14 protein-coding genes are annotated in these 15,758 nt (G+C 61.0%); 5 read left to right on the top strand and 9 right to left on the bottom strand.

All coding sequences use genetic code 11. The features are described 5' to 3' along the window. Window positions 1-41 precede the first annotated feature (41 nt). Together ACGJAX_RS12315 and ACGJAX_RS12310 are read left to right on the top strand one after the other, a co-directional pair. Complete coding sequence (locus tag ACGJAX_RS12315; RefSeq protein WP_390959124.1) at window positions 42-707, top strand: COG3650 family protein; 666 nt, start codon at window positions 42-44, stop codon at window positions 705-707. 95 nt (window positions 708-802) lie between these two features. Further along, on the top strand, window positions 803-2,416 hold the full coding sequence (locus tag ACGJAX_RS12310; RefSeq protein WP_390959122.1) for an FAD-dependent protein: 1,614 nt from the start codon (window positions 803-805) through the stop codon (window positions 2,414-2,416). A 116-nt stretch (window positions 2,417-2,532) separates the two neighbouring features. Here the strand turns inward: ACGJAX_RS12310 and ACGJAX_RS12305 are convergent, their stop codons facing one another. After that, window positions 2,533-3,630, bottom strand: coding sequence for a PLP-dependent cysteine synthase family protein (locus tag ACGJAX_RS12305; RefSeq protein ID WP_174552472.1), 1,098 nt, complete (start codon window positions 3,628-3,630; stop codon window positions 2,533-2,535). A gap of 247 nt (window positions 3,631-3,877) precedes the next feature. Here ACGJAX_RS12305 and nhaA point away from each other — a divergent pair, with 247 nt between their 5' ends. After that, window positions 3,878-5,065, top strand: coding sequence for a Na+/H+ antiporter NhaA (gene nhaA, locus ACGJAX_RS12300; protein WP_090317132.1), 1,188 nt, complete (start codon window positions 3,878-3,880; stop codon window positions 5,063-5,065). Window positions 5,066-5,206: 141 nt separating this feature from the next. Here the strand turns inward: nhaA and ACGJAX_RS12295 are convergent, their stop codons facing one another. Further along, complete coding sequence (locus tag ACGJAX_RS12295; protein WP_090317129.1) at window positions 5,207-5,671, bottom strand: glycine zipper 2TM domain-containing protein; 465 nt, start codon at window positions 5,669-5,671, stop codon at window positions 5,207-5,209. A gap of 168 nt (window positions 5,672-5,839) precedes the next feature. Between ACGJAX_RS12295 and ACGJAX_RS12290 the strand changes: the two genes are divergently transcribed. Continuing rightward, window positions 5,840-6,076 carry a hypothetical protein gene (locus tag ACGJAX_RS12290; protein ID WP_390959119.1) on the top strand — a complete coding sequence of 79 codons (237 nt, stop codon included), beginning with the start codon at window positions 5,840-5,842 and terminating at the stop codon, window positions 6,074-6,076. A gap of 5 nt (window positions 6,077-6,081) precedes the next feature. On the opposite strand, the gene pdxH is transcribed toward ACGJAX_RS12290, so the two are convergent. The 5 genes from pdxH to dinG form a co-directional block, all read right to left on the bottom strand. Beyond that, window positions 6,082-6,729: a pyridoxamine 5'-phosphate oxidase gene (gene pdxH, locus ACGJAX_RS12285; protein ID WP_390959117.1), complete on the bottom strand. Its 648-nt coding sequence runs from the start codon at window positions 6,727-6,729 to the stop codon at window positions 6,082-6,084. 24 nt (window positions 6,730-6,753) lie between these two features. Beyond that, the gene (locus ACGJAX_RS12280; protein ID WP_390959116.1) at window positions 6,754-7,752 is read right to left on the bottom strand and encodes an OmpA family protein; all 999 of its coding nucleotides are present in this window, start codon (window positions 7,750-7,752) and stop codon (window positions 6,754-6,756) included. Between the two features lie 113 nt (window positions 7,753-7,865). Next, window positions 7,866-9,011, bottom strand: coding sequence for a serine hydrolase (locus ACGJAX_RS12275; protein WP_390959114.1), 1,146 nt, complete (start codon window positions 9,009-9,011; stop codon window positions 7,866-7,868). 234 nt (window positions 9,012-9,245) lie between these two features. Then, a complete protein-coding gene (locus ACGJAX_RS12270) occupies window positions 9,246-11,759 on the bottom strand; it encodes a beta-agarase (RefSeq protein ID WP_390959112.1) in 2,514 nt (837 codons plus the stop codon). A 95-nt stretch (window positions 11,760-11,854) separates the two neighbouring features. Then, entirely contained in the window at window positions 11,855-13,999 is a 2,145-nt protein-coding gene (gene dinG, locus ACGJAX_RS12265; protein WP_390959110.1) for an ATP-dependent DNA helicase DinG, read from the bottom strand. Between the two features lie 99 nt (window positions 14,000-14,098). Here dinG and ACGJAX_RS12260 point away from each other — a divergent pair, with 99 nt between their 5' ends. Beyond that, window positions 14,099-14,563 carry a CopD family protein gene (locus ACGJAX_RS12260; RefSeq protein ID WP_090317107.1) on the top strand — a complete coding sequence of 155 codons (465 nt, stop codon included), beginning with the start codon at window positions 14,099-14,101 and terminating at the stop codon, window positions 14,561-14,563. A 164-nt stretch (window positions 14,564-14,727) separates the two neighbouring features. Here ACGJAX_RS12260 and ACGJAX_RS12255 read toward each other — a convergent pair whose 3' ends face one another. Both ACGJAX_RS12255 and ACGJAX_RS12250 read right to left on the bottom strand, forming a co-directional pair. Then, window positions 14,728-15,486 (bottom strand): collagen-like protein, encoded by a 759-nt coding sequence (locus ACGJAX_RS12255; protein ID WP_390959108.1) that lies wholly within the window; start codon window positions 15,484-15,486, stop codon window positions 14,728-14,730. Beyond that, the gene (locus ACGJAX_RS12250; RefSeq protein ID WP_090317101.1) at window positions 15,479-15,757 is read right to left on the bottom strand and encodes a DUF1145 domain-containing protein; all 279 of its coding nucleotides are present in this window, start codon (window positions 15,755-15,757) and stop codon (window positions 15,479-15,481) included. Before ACGJAX_RS12250 ends, ACGJAX_RS12255 begins: the two co-directional genes overlap by 8 nt. Window position 15,758: the final 1 nt, after the last annotated feature.

Genomic DNA, 15,758 nt, shown 5'->3' with positions numbered 1-15,758 from the left:
CAGGCTGAGTAACGTGGCGGCACTTGTCAGGAGACCCCAAGATGCGTGCCGCCCGTTCCTTAGTCCTCGTTGCCCTGCTTCCGTTGTTCGCCGCCTGCCAGTTATTCGACGGCTCGCGTGAAAGCGCCTCCCATGTCGGCCAGACCCGCCTGCAAGGCCAGTTGAGCGCAGCCGATGGCAAGCTGCTGTTCCAGCCTTGCGGCGAACAGCGTCGTTATGTGGTCAACGACACAGGCGGCACCAGCGTCCTGCAACAGGCGGCCAGCCTGGCCGATACCCAGGGCACGCTGTTTGCCGACGTGCGCGGGCGAATCGTTTCCGGCAGCGGCGACGGTCAGTTCGACCTGGAAACGCTGTACCGCGTCGAGCGCTCGGGCACGGCCTGTGACGATCCCAACTTCAAATTGCTGATCCTGCGGGCCGCCGGCCATTCCCCGGAGTGGAACGTCAAAGTCAGCGGCAAGGGCATGGTCATCGACCGTGCCGGCCAGCCTCCCCTCGCCGTCCCGTATGTCGAAGAACAACTGGGCGATGGCCGCTTCAACCTCAGCACCGAAGCCAACAATCAGCACATCGAACTGTGGGTCGCGCCGCAACGCTGCGTCGACGGCAGCACCGGCAGTATTCAGCACATGAGTGCCGAGTTGCGCATCGATGGGCAGGTACAGCGTGGCTGCGGGTATTTCGGCGGCTCGCGCAACGACTGATCGTTTTTGCCTCACGGGACCGGGCGTTTGAGGCTTATAATCGCCGGCTTCAAACGCCCTGGCGCAGTTGTGCGCCCCGCGAACCGGATCCCGTCATGTTACGAATCACCGAACTCAAGTTGCCGATCGACCATCCCGATGAAGACCTGCGCCCTGCCATTGTGCAGCGCCTGGGTATCGCCAGTGATGACCTGCTCGACTTCACCCTGTTCAAGCGCAGCTACGATGCGCGCAAGAAATCTTCCGAGCTGTGCTTCATCTACACCATCGACCTCACCGTGCGCGATGAGGCCTCGGTTCTGCACAAGTTCGCCGATGACCGTAACGTCAACGTGGCACCGGATGTCAGTTACAAAATGGTCGGCCAGGCGCCGGCTGGCCTGAGCGTCCGCCCGATCGTCGTCGGCTTCGGCCCCTGCGGGATTTTTGCCGGGCTGCTGCTCGCACAAATGGGTTTCAAGCCGATCATCCTCGAACGCGGTACCGAAGTGCGCCAGCGCACCAAGGACACCTGGGGCCTGTGGCGCAAAAGCGTGCTCAACCCCGAGTCCAATGTGCAGTTCGGTGAAGGCGGCGCGGGGACATTCTCCGACGGCAAGCTCTACAGCCAGATCAAGGACCCGAAATTCCTCGGTCGCAAGGTCCTGCATGAGTTCGTCAAGGCCGGTGCGCCGGAAGAAATCCTCTACGTCAGCAAACCGCACATCGGTACGTTCCGACTGACTGGCGTTGTGGAAAACATGCGTGAGCAGATTCGCGCCCTGGGCGGTGAAGTACGCTTCCAGCAGCGGGTTACCGACGTGTTGATCGAAGACGGTCAACTGGTTGGTGTCGAACTCAATGGTGACGAGCAAATCCACTCCAGGCACGTGATTCTGGCCCTCGGCCACAGTGCCCGCGACACCTTCCGCATGCTGCATGGCCGCGGCGTGTTCATGGAGGCCAAGCCGTTCTCCGTGGGTTTCCGCATCGAGCACCCGCAATCGCTGATCGACCGCGCACGCCTTGGCAAATACGCCGGGCACCCGAAACTCGGCGCCGCCGACTACAAACTGGTGCACCACGCCAGGAACGGTCGCTCGGTGTACAGCTTCTGCATGTGCCCAGGCGGCACGGTGGTGGCGGCGACTTCCGAGCCGAATCGAGTCGTCACCAACGGCATGAGCCAGTACTCGCGCAACGAGCGCAACGCCAACTCCGGGATCGTCGTCGGCATTACCCCGGAAGTCGATTATCCGGGCGGTCCACTGGCAGGTATCGAGTTGCAGGAACGCCTGGAGTCCCACGCCTTTGTGCTGGGCGGCAGCAACTATGAAGCCCCGGCGCAGCTGGTCGGCGACTTCATTGCCGGCAAGCCGTCCACCGAACTGGGCACTGTCGAGCCGTCCTACAAACCGGGCGTTGCCTTGGGTGACCTGGCCCTGGCCCTGCCGGCATTCGCCATCGAAGCGATTCGCGAAGCCTTGCCGGCGTTCGAGAAACAGATCCGTGGTTATTCGCTGCATGATGCGGTGTTGACCGGTATCGAAACCCGTACTTCGTCGCCGCTACGCATTACCCGTAACGAGTCGTTGCAAAGCCTGAACGTGAAGGGCTTGTTCCCGGCCGGTGAAGGCGCGGGTTATGCGGGTGGGATTCTGTCGGCGGGTGTCGATGGCATTCGCATTGCCGAAGCCGTGGCACGGGATATTCTCGGCCTGCAAGCCTGATACCAATCAAAGGTGGGAGCGGGCTTGCTCGCGAAAGCGGTTGATCAGTCAATATCTCTATTGAATGTGACCCGATATTCGCGAGCAAGCCCGCTCTCACATTGGTTTTCGGTGTGTCAGATATTGGCGCGCAGAATGCTGGCCGGCAGGGGCTCGCCGCGCTCGACCGTTGCCGCAACCGATTCGATCAACCCGCTCAACGCGTACCCCTCGGCCTTGAGCCAATCCTGATCGTAGTAAGTCGTGGCATAGCGCTCACCGCCATCGCACAAAATCGCCACGATCGACCCTGTCTCTCCCGCCGCGGCCATCTGCTGTGCCGCCATCAATGCCCCGATCAGGTTGGTCCCGCTTGATCCGCCCACATGACGACCCAGACGCTCGGCCAGGTAATGCATGGCCGCCAGTGACAATGCATCCGGCACCTTGACCATCGCGTCGATCACCTTGGGCAGAAACGATGCCTCTACCCGTGGCCGGCCTATGCCCTCAATGCGTGAGCCATGAGGCAGGCGCAAGCTGGCATCGCCGCTCTGGTAATAATCAAAAAACACCGAACGCTCGGCATCGGCACACAGCACGCGGGTGCAATGCTGGCGATAACGCACATAGCGCCCCAGGGTCGCCGTGGTGCCGCCGGTGCCAGGGCTGGAAATCAGCCAGCTCGGCTCTGGGTGCTGCTCGAAACGCATTTGCTGGAAAATCGATTCGGCGATGTTGTTGTTCGCCCGCCAGTCGGTGGCGCGTTCGGCGTATGTGAACTGATCGATGAAATGCCCATCGTGTTCACGGGCCAGGCGCTCGGACTCGGCATAGATCTGTGTCGGATCATCCACCAAATGACTCTGGCCGCCATAGAAAGCGATCTGTGCGATTTTTTCCCTGGAGGTGGTTGCCGGCATCACGGCAATGAACGGCAAGCCCAGCATGCGGGCGAAGTACGCCTCGGAAATCGCCGTCGAGCCGCTGGACGCCTCGATCACCGGCGCGCCGGGCTTGAGCCAGCCGTTACACAGGGCATAGAGGAACAATGAACGGGCCAGACGGTGCTTGAGGCTACCAGTGGGATGGCTTGATTCATCCTTGAAGTACAACTCGATGCCCGGAAAACCCGGCAGCGGCAAAGGGATCAGGTGGGTATCGGCGCTGCGCTGGAAGTCGGCTTCAATGATCCGGATGGCTTCGCGGGCCCACTGTCGGTTGTCGCTCATGATGGTTTTCTCGTGGAATCGGACAGGAGTCGGCCTTGTCGCAAGCCTCAGCCATCAAGCTTAGGAAAAATCCTACATCACGCACAGGTACAGCTGAGCTTCAATACGCCCGGCAACTGCTAGGCTCATGACCTTGCAGGACAATCGCGTTGTAACGACATATAACAAAAAAGAATATAACTTTTGTTTTAACAACTAACCGTACGGGTTAGGGTGTCCCACCTTTTTAATTCATCGATGGAGAGCAACCTTGCCTCTGCGTAGCACTTTCACGCGTTTCTTTCAGTTGGAAGCTGCCAGCGGTCTGTTACTGATCGCTGCGGCTGCCCTCGCTTTAGTCATCAACAACTCGCCGCTATCATGGCTGTACAGCAGCTTTCTGGATACGCCGGTGGTGGCGCAGATCGGTGCGCTGCAAATCGCCAAACCGGCGCTGCTCTGGATCAACGACGGCTTGATGGCCCTGTTCTTCCTGCTGATCGGCCTGGAGGTGAAGCGCGAGGTCCTCGACGGTCAGTTATCGAAACCTTCGCAGGTCGTCCTGCCCGGTGCCGCAGCAATTGGCGGCATGGTCGTGCCGGCTCTGGTCTACTGGTTTTTCAACCGTGACAACCCCGCCGCGCTCAGTGGTTGGGCCATTCCAATGGCGACTGATATCGCCTTCGCCCTTGGTGTCCTTGCACTGCTGGGCAAGCGCGTGCCGGTATCACTGAAACTGTTTTTGATGACCCTGGCCATCATCGATGACCTGGGCGCGATCATCGTCATCGCGATCTTCTACTCGGGAACCCTGTCGACCCTTTCATTGGCACTCGCCGGGACGTGCATTGTTGCATTGATCGCGATGAACCGGCTCGGCGTGGTCAAGCTCGGTCCTTACATGATCATCGGTTTGATCCTGTGGGTGTGCGTTCTCAAGAGCGGTGTCCACGCGACGCTGGCCGGCGTCACTCTGGCGTTCTGCATCCCGTTGCGCACGAAAAACGCCGAACCCTCACCACTGCTGAACCTGGAGCACGCCCTCCACCCATGGGTGGCCTACGGCATCCTGCCACTGTTCGCCTTCGCCAACGCCGGCCTGTCCCTGAGCGGCGTCACCGTCGAGAGCTTCACCCACCACGTGCCAATGGGCATCGCGGTCGGCCTGTTGCTGGGCAAGACCCTCGGCGTATTCGGCCTGACCTGGCTCGCGGTGAAAATCGGCATCGCCGCCCTGCCCCAAGGTGCCAACTGGGGTCAGGTGCTGGGTGTAGCGGTCCTCTGCGGGATCGGATTCACCATGAGCCTGTTTGTCGGCTCCCTGGCCTTCGAACCGGGTGTCAGCGACTATGCGGGTATGGATCGGATGGGGATTTTGACCGGTTCGATACTGGCTGCGTTGATCGGTTATGCGGTGACGGCGATGTCGAGTCGCAAGCACGCTGCGTTGCCATCCTGAGTATCAGAGGCCATTTTTAAGTTCGTCAAAGAGCCACCCTGAAGCCACAAGGTAGCCCGGCTCAGCCAGAACAACCGCTTCACCAACAAAAAACCCCGACCAGTTCACCTGATCGGGGTTTTCTTTAACGCTTGTTCCGGCTTAGTGCGAAACGCGGCTGGTCCCGCCAACGGTGGAAATGCGTACACGCTCACCCACGCGGAACACTTCGTTCGGCTGAACTTCCTGGACATAGGCGCGCATGCTGCCGTCGTCTTCGCGTACGGTGATCTCGACACCCTGGGTACGAGTCAGGCCTTCTTCGGCTGCCGAACCCACCAGGCCGCCGGCGACTGCGCCGATGACCGCAGCGACGATGCTGCCCTTGCCGCCACCGATGGCGCTACCGCCAACACCGCCAACGACTGCACCGGCAGCGCCGCCGATTGGGGTCTTGGTACCTTCGATTTTAACCGGACGCAGGGATTCGATGGTGCCCATGCGAACGGTCTGCACGCGACGCGCTTCGTCACGGGAGTAGGAGTCACCGGTCAGGCTCGATTGGCAGCCGGCGAGCAACATCGCCATCGTGGAAAAGGAAGCAACCAGCAAAACAGACTTACGCATAGCATCAACTCCAAAGGACAAGTAATCATTTAACTCCGAGGCTTGACGCCTGTCACGGCATCGCCCGGATAAAAATGTTTTGATTCAGGACATGTACAGGCACTTTCACGAATTTCAACACACGGTAGCGGGAAATTCTTCGATCTGCGCGACTGACCCAGGATTTTCATGGATTACTTTATCATTGTCGTCACTACGGTTGCCGGTTTGTACTTCCATGGGTGGTTGTACGTGCGGATCAAACGCTGGATGGACCGCGATCTGGCTCTGGCACTGGCCGGAAAGGACGAGCGGAAAAAAGCGTTCATGCTCCAGCAACTGGCAAACGCTCGAGTGCAAAAGATCAAGCGTCGAGATCTGCCGCAATGGCTGGAAGCCGCTGCGGCAGGCTATCCCGATCAGTAGACTGCTTAGGGTGCCAGACGCTCAAGCGTCCAGTCGGCGCCCTGCAAGCGATAGTTCAGGCGGTCGTGCAAGCGACTAGGACGACCTTGCCAGAACTCGATGCGCTCCGGCAGCAGACGGTAACCGCCCCAATGTTCCGGGCAGTGCGGCTGGGTGTCGCTGAAACGTTGTTCGGTGTCCTTGAGCAGCGCTTCCAGTTCGGCGCGGTCGGCAATCACCCGGCTCTGGGGCGAAGCCCAGGCACCGAGGCGGCTGCCCAACGGGCGAACCTGATAGTAAGCGTCGGACTCTTCAGGCGTGACCTTCTCCACCCGCCCCTCGATGCGCACCTGGCGCTCCAGGGTTGGCCAGTAAAAGGTCATGGCCGCGAACGGATTCGCAACCAGATGCTGGCCCTTGGCACTGTCGTAATTGGTGAAAAAGGTAAAACCCTGCGCATCCAGCCCCTTGAGCAAGAGGATACGGCAGTGCGGTCGACCGTCCTGATCGACCGTGGCCAAGGTCATGGCGTTTGCCTCCACCGGCGCCTGTTCGGTTTTCACCGCCTCGGCGAACCATTGGTGGAACAGCGCAAACGGCTCGGCCGGGGCTTGCGCCTCGGTCAAGCCATCACGGGTGTAATCGCGACGCATATCAACCAGGGCCTTGGTCATGGCATTTTCCTTTTGGTTAACGAATCACTGCTTAGTGGTATCGGCGTCGGCGGCTTTTTTCGTGTCTGCAGCAGCTTTGGCCGGTGCAGTCTTTTTCGCTGGAGTCGCGGTTTTAGCCGGAGTCTTCTTGGCGGTGGCTTTCTTGGCCGGTGCTTTTTTCTTCGCTGAAGCCGCAGCTTTCTTGGCCGCCGGTGCCGGGGTCACTGGCTTGGCAGCTGGCTTGACGTCTTGCGCGGCAACCATCGTCACCGGCGCCGGGGCCGGCATGTTGTACTTGCTCAGCAATGCAACCATGGTGTTCTGCGGAGTGACCAGCAACTCTACACGACGGTTCAAGGCACGGCCTTCAGCGCTGTCGTTGGCGGCACGCGGGGCATCACCGCCCATGCCGCGCAGCATCAGGCGATCACGCTGCAGGCCGCTGAGACGGAAAATCGCGGCCACCGCTTGCGCGCGCTCCTGACTCAACGTTACGTTGGCCGCTGCGGCTCCCGAGGTATCACTGTGGCCCAGCACCAGTACAGCAGTCTTCGGATCGACTTCGAGGACTTTCGCGACGCGGGTGAACGGGCCAAGGGTCACGGGCAGCAGCATCGCCGGGCGAGCCGGGTTGAACGAGCCTTCGACCGGTGCCGTCACCACCAGCACGTTTTCACGACGCTCAAGTTGCAGGTTGCTGCCCTTGATCGCTTCGCGCAGGCGCGGCTCGTAGTCGTCGAGCCAGGCCTGGGTCACTTTAGGGTCCGGCATCGGCACGGCCTTGGCGGTGCCCTGCTCCTTGGTGGTGTTCTGCTCCTTGCCACCGAACGGCCACCACCACTTGGTACCGGCATCGGCATCGGCCTTGGCAACCGGAGCGGCAACGGCAGGTTTCAGCGGGGCAGGCGCCGGGTCTTTGGCTGCGACTTTGTCTGATGAACCAAACGGCCACCAACTGCCGCCATCTGCATCATTTTTAGGAGTCTGTGCACAACCGGTAATAGCGAAGCACAGTGCCAAAGCGAGGGTTGGTTTGGATGACATTGGATATCCACAAAAATGAAGTCATAAAAATCAGGCCGGATTGGCCCGCTAAAACAGACGGTTGGAAACTTAAAAGGCTTTCGGGTTCCAGCTCCGGAACCCGAAAGCCTGATTTACAGACAAGTGGCCAATACCCGCACAAGCTTTTGCGCGCGCGGATCCATTAAGACGTACGGGCCCAGTGTATTTGTCACAAAACCGAAAGCTACATCGTGCTCCGGGTCAGCAAAACCGATGGAACCGCCCGCGCCCGGATGTCCGAACGCTCGCGGGCCCAGGCCGAACGTAGCGTTGGGCACATCCGGCTGATCGAGCATGCAACCCAGACCGAATCGTGTCCGGGTCAGTAAAGTCTTATCCTCGCCGAGGCTGTGCTCGCGGGTCAGTTCGCCGAGCATTTCGCCTTCGAGCAAGCTGCCATCGAGCAGACCGGCGTAGAACCCGGCCAGGCTGCGGGCGTTACCGTGGCCGTTGGCCGCAGGTTGCTGCATGCGCCGCCACTCCGGCTTGTTGGTGCTGGTCAGCACTGACGGAGGGTTGGTAAACGCCCGGGTGGTCATGGCCGCTGGTTCGCGCATCGTCACTTGCAGCAGCCGCTGGGCCGCTGCATCACCGACGTTGCCCTTGCCACGGGCGATATGCGCCACCCGATGAAACTCTTCGTCGGCCAGGCCGACGTGGAAATCCAGTCCCAAAGGCTTCGCTACCCGTGCCACGATGGACTCACCCGGCCCGCGCCCATCGGCACGACGCAACAGCTCACCGACCAGCCAGCCATAGGTGATTGCCGCATACCCGTGCCCCTGCCCCGGCGTCCACCACGGAGTTTCGGCAGCCAGGGCATCGACCATGGTTTGCCAGTCGTAAAGTGCTTCGGGCGCCAGCAACTCCCGTAGCGCCGGCAAACCGGCCTGGTGACAGAGCAATTGGCGCAACGTCACAGACTCTTTGCCGGCTGCGGCAAATTCCGGCCAGTACCGGGCAACCGGTGCATCCAGTTGCAGCTTTCCTTCGGCGACCAATTGCAGGGCAGTAACGGCAGCGAAGGTTTTGGTGCAAGAAAACAGGTTGGCGATGGTGTCGCTGTGCCAGGCTTGCGCGCCGTCCTTGTCGGAAGTACCGGCCCAGAGATCGACGACGGTTTCGCCACCGATCCGGATGCACAACGCCGCACCACGCTCCTGAGCATCGTCGAACAGCGCCGCGAACGCCTCGCGTACCGCTTCGAACTTGAGCTCGTAATAACCCTGAATCTGCACCCGCTACTCTCCGGATAAGCGTTCTACAAAATGCCCCGCATTGTTCCAGCCTTTGAGGGATTTGGGAACAGGGCCAGGCCGGGCGGTCAGCCGCCCCTGGAAGTGATCAGATTGTTTCTGGCGTCCGCACAGACGTCATCGCGAGCAGGCTCGCACACACTGGATTTCAATCGTTTCATAGGTTCCTGTGGGGCGAGCCTGCTCGCGATAAACGATAACGCGGTCCGTCCAGACTCAGTGCCCCTTGCCGGAATGCCCGCCAGTGGCCTTGCCTGGCCCTTGGCCGGCTTCGCCTTTGCGCCCGCCCTCGGTGTCATGGTTGGCTTTATTGGCCTCGGCACTGGCCTTCTGCGCCTCTTTGCCCAACTGTTCAATGGCTGCCAGGTTGCTTTTGCGCACACTGTCGACAAAGCCCTGGAATGGCAGATCGGTAATACCGACCAGGCCAAAATGACCGTTTTCGCCATCCAGCAGTCGCCCGGTTACGGGTTGGTCTAGGTATTGGAACCAGTGCACCCCGACAATCGACGGCTCGCTCAGTGCTTGCTTGAGGAAATTCGCGTAGGCCGGCCCACGGTCCTCTTCCTTCGCCAATTGAGTCACGCCGCCCCAGTATGGGCCGCGATCCGTCGAACCGAAGTTGAACTCAGTGATCAGCACCGGTTTGTCGAGGCTTTTCAGTTGGGCGAAGTCATAGCCGTCCTGGGGTTGCAGGGTGTACATGTTGAAACTCAGTACGTCGCAATACTGGGCACAGGACTCCACGGCTTCTGGCGTACTGATGGCAAAACGGCCACCGAGCAACAACTGGTTTGGCGCGTGCCACTTTAGCGAATCGGAAATGGTCTTGAAGTAAGTGTCGGCGAAGACCTTCTGGAAGTATTTGAAGTCGGCCTCGATTTCCGGGTGGTCAGCGCTTGGCAGCGGCGGCACGAAACCGGGGTCTTCCATTAATTCCCAGGCCGGCAGATCAATGCCCCAGGCTTTCGACAGCCCTGCCTGATTGCGGTACTTGTCGCGCAATTGCTTGAGGAACGCTCGTTTGGCCGGCACGTCGGTGGTCATTTTCAACGTACCGTAGGCCAGGGCGTAGCGGGCTTTGGGGTCGTCGCCCGGGCCAGCCCAGGCCAGTTCATTATCGGCGTAGTAACCGATCAGCCAAGGGTCATCACGATGATCGCGGGCCGCAATGGCCACCGCGCGCTCGGTGGCCATGGCGAAACGCGGATCGAACGGGTCTGGCATGCCGCCCCACCAGTCGGTCCCCGTGCTGATGCTGGCGTAATCGCCGACGATTGACAGCGGTAAGGTGTAGGGTACCCGTTCAGCATCGCCCAGCACCGGCGCGCTCCAGTTGCCGATGGTGTTGAAACCCCAGGCTTGCAGTCGATCAAGGGTGTGGCGGGTCCAGCGCGGCTCATCGATCGTCGTTTTGCAGGGGCCAGCAGGGGTTGGCTCAGCCGCTTTCGCTGCCGTGGCATCGGCGGCGCCGGTCTTGGCGGCTTCGGCGATACCGGCTTCGGCCGTTGAAGGAACCACGGGTTGCTCGGCAGCCTTCTCGGTCGTTGCCTCTACCGCTTCGGCCTTGGCCGCTTCAGCCACGCCAGACTTGGTATCGCGATCCAAAGCGCAAGGGTCGCCGTACAAACGCTGCAGATTCGCGCCGTAGAAGTCATACCATTGGCCGAAATTGAAGCCCCGGCCCAGGTCGACGCCGTTACCGCCACGGTTGTCGCCTTCACCGAAGTGATGAGCCAGTGCCTCATCAGCCTTGGGCAGGGACTCGAACATCCATTCGCGACCGGCGGTGTAAGTCTGATTGACGTCCGGGGTAACGGTGTTGACCCCCAGCGAATAGAACGGGTGCCCTTGTGGCGTCACCAGGTACCAGCGACCGTCGCGTTTCTCCGTGCGGAAGAAACCGCTGGCCTTGAATGACGGGCCTTTGGTCCAGCCACCGAATTTGTCCAGCGAAGACTTCTCGCGCTCGGCCAGCCAGGTTTTCAGTTGTTGCTGTTCCTTGGCCGCAGCGCTTTTCAGTTGTTCGTCGCTGCTGACCTTTTCCGGCCATTTGGCCCGGGTCGATTGACCGTAGGCATCCACCAATCCGCCATACACGGCCTGGGTCACGGCCTCGGCATTCTGCACACCGAAGCGCTCCAGCAGAATGCTCTGGGCGACTTTCGGCTGATCCATCGACACGCTCACCGACACGACCTGGCCGCGATCCAGATCACCAGCGCTGCTGGCCAGAAGGATGCGCTGACCCTCGACCGTCATCGGCATGGGCGGCCCGGCTTTCATGCCCATGCTCAACGGCGACGTCGGCTGCAACGGCACCAACAGGGTCTGCGCCGGGCCGGCCGGCAGATCGACACGGCTGACCAGGGTCTTGCCATCGTTGCTCTGGATGGCCACGTACAGGGTCAGCGCCCAATCCATGGCGTTTTGCACGCGCAAGCTCATGAAGCCTGACTGAGACCAGTCCCAGGCCCCGTTCTGGGGGCTCAAACGCAAGGTTGGCCGGGCGACCGGATTGAATGTCACCCGGCGCAGCACTTCACCTTCGGCGGTTTGCTCGGCGTTGGATTGCGGCAGGCTCGCATCCTGGGTCGCTACCTGGACCACATCGGCGGGACGCACAAAGTTGAACAGCGTCTGCTGGTTGGCAGTAGCCGCCAGCAAAGGCGATGCAAACAACAGGGCAAAAACGGCAGGTAACGATTGACGCAACGAACGGCGAATCATGAGAACGGAATTCTCCCTAGCGACCCGGATGGGCCAGTGGAAAAGCAATGACAGAGAGATAGACAACACGGTGGGCTGATTTGCCCACCGATGTGTCAGGAAATTTCACGACGAAATGGCGGCAACGCATTGAGGATCGCCTTGCCATAGCGCTGGGTGACCAGGCGCCGGTCAAGCAAGGTGATGGTGCCGCGGTCTTCTTCGGTGCGCAGCAAGCGGCCGCAAGCCTGTACCAGCTTCAGCGAAGCGTCGGGCACGGAGATTTCCATGAAGGGATTGCCGCCACGGGCTTCGATCCATTCGGCCAGCGCCGCCTCGACCGGGTCATCCGGCACCGAGAACGGAATCTTGGCGATCACCACATGCTCGCAATAGGCGCCGGGCAGGTCGACCCCTTCAGCGAAACTGGCCAGGCCGAACAGCACGCTGGAATCGCCGCCATCAACCCGCGCCTTGTGCTTGTTCAGGGTTTCCTGCTTCGACAGGTTGCCCTGAATGAACACTTGCTTGCGCCAATCGCGATCCAGGCCGTCGAACACGTCCTGCATCTGCTTGCGCGAGGAAAACAGCACCAGGGTGCCACGAGAGCCGTCTACCAGTTCCGGCAGATCGCGGATGATCGCGGCCGTGTGCGCTGCCGCATCCCGCGGGTCAGCATTCAGATTCGGCACCCGCAACACTCCGGCATCGGCGTGATGGAACGGGCTGGGCACCACGGCGGTCACCGCTTTTTTCGGCAGACCGGCGCGCATGCGGAAGCGGTCGAAGGTGCCGAGGGCGGTCAATGTGGCTGAGGTCACCAGCGCACCGTAGGCTACGTTCCACAAGTTGCGTCGCAGCATTTCCGCCGCGAGGATCGGACTGGCGTTAACTTCAATGTCGAACAGCGAGCCGCTCTCGGCCAGGGTCAGCCAGCGCGCCATGGGCGGGTTGTCTTCCGGATCTTCGACGGTGAAGGCGGTCCACAACTCCCAGTTGCCCGAAGAACGCGACAACAGGCTGCCGAACAGCGGATACCACTCTTCGGCCTGATTGCTGGCAATACCGATGTTGACCTCACCGTCCATGCCTTCCTTGAGCAAATCGGTGAGGCGCGTGAACAGGTCGGTCAGGCGGGCAAAGCCTTTTTTCAGCTCGATGCCCATTTCGCGCATGTGCTCGGGGATGACCCCGCCGACGAACCGGTGGCGCGGCCGCTCGCGACCTTCGACATCTTCGCCGGGTTTGAACTCAGCGACCTGCTCGCAGGCAGTAAACATGAACTGCTGCTGGGTCTTGATCTCCCGCGCCAGCTCCGGCACCTGCTCGATCAACTTGCCCAGATCGCCGGGCAACGGGTGTTGTGCCAGCAACTTGGTGAGGTTCTTGGCCGTGGTTTCCAGCCAATCAGCGGTGGAACGCAGGCGCGTGTAGTGGGCGAAATGGCCGATGGCCTTGTCCGGCAGGTGATGGCCTTCGTCGAATACGTAAATAGTGTCTCGCGGGTCCGGCAGCACGGCGCCGCCGCCCAGGGCCAGGTCAGCCAGGACCATGTCGTGGTTGGTGACGATGACGTCGACCTTGCCCATGCCTTCGCGGGCCTTATAGAAGGCGCACTGGCCGAAGTTCGGGCAATGTCGGTTGGTGCACTGGCTGTGATCGGTGGTCAGGCGCGCCCAGTCGGCGTCTTCCAGGGCGGTGGACCAGCTGTCACGATCGCCGTCCCATTTATTGCCGGCGAGTTTTTCGATCATGCTGGTGAACAGCTTCTGGCTGGCCTCATCGACCTCGATCTTGAAGCCTTCCTCTTCGAACAACTGTGCCGTGGCGGTCTGTGCGTGACCTTCCTGGAGCAACATGTCGAGTTTGGACAGGCACATGTAGCGCCCGCGCCCCTTGGCCAACGCAAAGCTGAAATTCAGCCCGCTGTTGCGCATCAAGTCAGGCAAGTCCTTGTAGACGATCTGCTCTTGCAGGGCGACGGTGGCCGTGGCGATCACCAGGCGTTTGTCGGCCGCTTTCGCCGTCGGGATGGCGGCCAGGCTGTAGGCGACGGTCTTGCCGGTACCGGTGCCGGCTTCCACCGCGACAATCGCGGGCTCGCCGCTGCGCCGGCCTTCGTCATCGGTGTCGATATCCCCGAGGACCTTGGCCACTTCGGCAATCATCAGGCGTTGGCCGTAGCGCGGCTTGAGGCTCTTGGCTTCGAGAAAACGCGAATAGGCGCCCTGGATCGTGGTTTTGAGTTCAGTGCTGATCATGGATTGTCGGGCGCAAAAAACGCTGGATAAATTTTCAGTGGTTCGGAACGACGGCTATCATACCCCGCTAATTAATCCCGCGCAGAACGGAGTACCCCAATGACCGCTTTTAGCCTTGTCTATAGCCTGCATGTCCTCGCCGCACTGGTGTGGGTAGGCGGCATGTTTTTCGCCTGGATGGTCTTGCGCCCCGCGGCTGTGAAGGCCCTTGAGGGCCCTGCCCGACTGAAGTTGTGGGTAGAAGTGTTTCAAGGTTTTTTCCGCTGGGTCTGGGTCGCCGTCGTACTGCTGCCCGTCAGCGGCGTGGGCATGTTGCATATGCACTTCAACGGTTTTGAAACCGCCCCGCGATATGTGCAGGTGATGATGGGCTTGTATGTGGTGATGACGGCGCTGTTCATCCGGATTCAGGCGCTGATGCTGCCTGAGTTGCGCACGGCGGTCACCGCACAGGATTGGCCGGTCGGGGCGGCGGTGCTCGGGAAGATTCGGCGCCTGGTGGGGATCAATCTGATTGTCGGCTTGCTGCTGGTGGCGATTGCCGCAGCGCGTCCGATGTTTTGATGAATACATAAGTTCTGTGGCGAGGGAGCTTGCTCCCGTTCGGCTGCATAGCAGTCGTCATCCAGCGACCCCGTACATTCTGGAAAAACACGATTGCCGATGTCGGGGCCGCTTCGCGGCCCAGCGGGAGCAAGCTCCCTCGCCACCAGGGTAGTCGGTTGTTCTTACAGCCGCTGAACCGTCACCTCTCCTGACGCACCGGCCGGCCCCGGCTGGCCATCGGCGCCAGGTTTGCCGCTTTTGCCGCCATCGGCCTCGTAGATGAAGCAACCCTTGGCTTTACCGCCCGCTCCAGGCTTGCCGCCGGGACCGGCCAAGCCACCAGCTCCACCGGCCACCTGAACCTTGATCTGCTGCGCAGGATAATCGCGCGGCACTATCAGCTTGACCAACGCCCCCGGCGCGCCTGGCTGACCGTTACTGCCATCGCTGCCATCGACACCGCGACCTGCCTGCCCCCAGGCGCAACCCGGCGCCTGGCCATTGGCCCCGTCGAGGCCGACAAATCCCGGCGCTCCCGTACCACCGCGAGCATCCACCAACAATTGCGGCGCCTTCAGTGCCTTGATCTGCAAGTTCAGATTACGCCCCGAGCGGGCGGCCTTCTGGTAAGTGCCGGGCGCACCGCGAGCGGTGATCTGGCTGCCCTCGGACAACTCGGCACGGCTGACCTTCAACTCCAGCGCTTGTTCACCGGGCACGATGGCAATCCGCGCATCACGCCCCAGGCGCAATTCACCGACGGTGACCTCGGTGACATTCGACGGGATCAGCAGAGTTCCGTAATCGGCCACTTCCAGACGTTCCAGCTGCAAGGTGCTGGCGGTGTTGGGCAGGCGCATCAGCGAGTTGGTTTCAACACTCACCACCTGCGCGCAGGCCAGAGGGCTGATGAGTACGGCGAGCAGACAGAGTTTACGCATGAGAAGCCTTCGGTGCGGTCGGAGCGGGAATGGTTTGCAGGTGGAATACGCCGAAAAAGAGGATTTTCAAGCGATCACGCCAGGGATGGTCGCGGCCCCTGAGGCTGCGGAAGCTGAAGACGGCCTCCAGCAGGTGGAGCCCTGCCAGCAGGCTGCCGGCCAGGTTGACCAACAGATGCAGCGGATGGATGAACGGCGTGAGCAGATTGACCAGCACCACTAACCAGAACAGCAGGGACAACAGCTTCCCCAGCCCCCATATCACCTTCATA

It is taken from the genome of Pseudomonas moorei (assembly GCF_042846945.1).
GTDB lineage: Bacteria > Pseudomonadota > Gammaproteobacteria > Pseudomonadales > Pseudomonadaceae > Aquipseudomonas > Aquipseudomonas moorei.
Note: the sequence above shows the minus strand (reverse complement) of the source record. Positions and strands in the feature narration are given on the sequence as shown.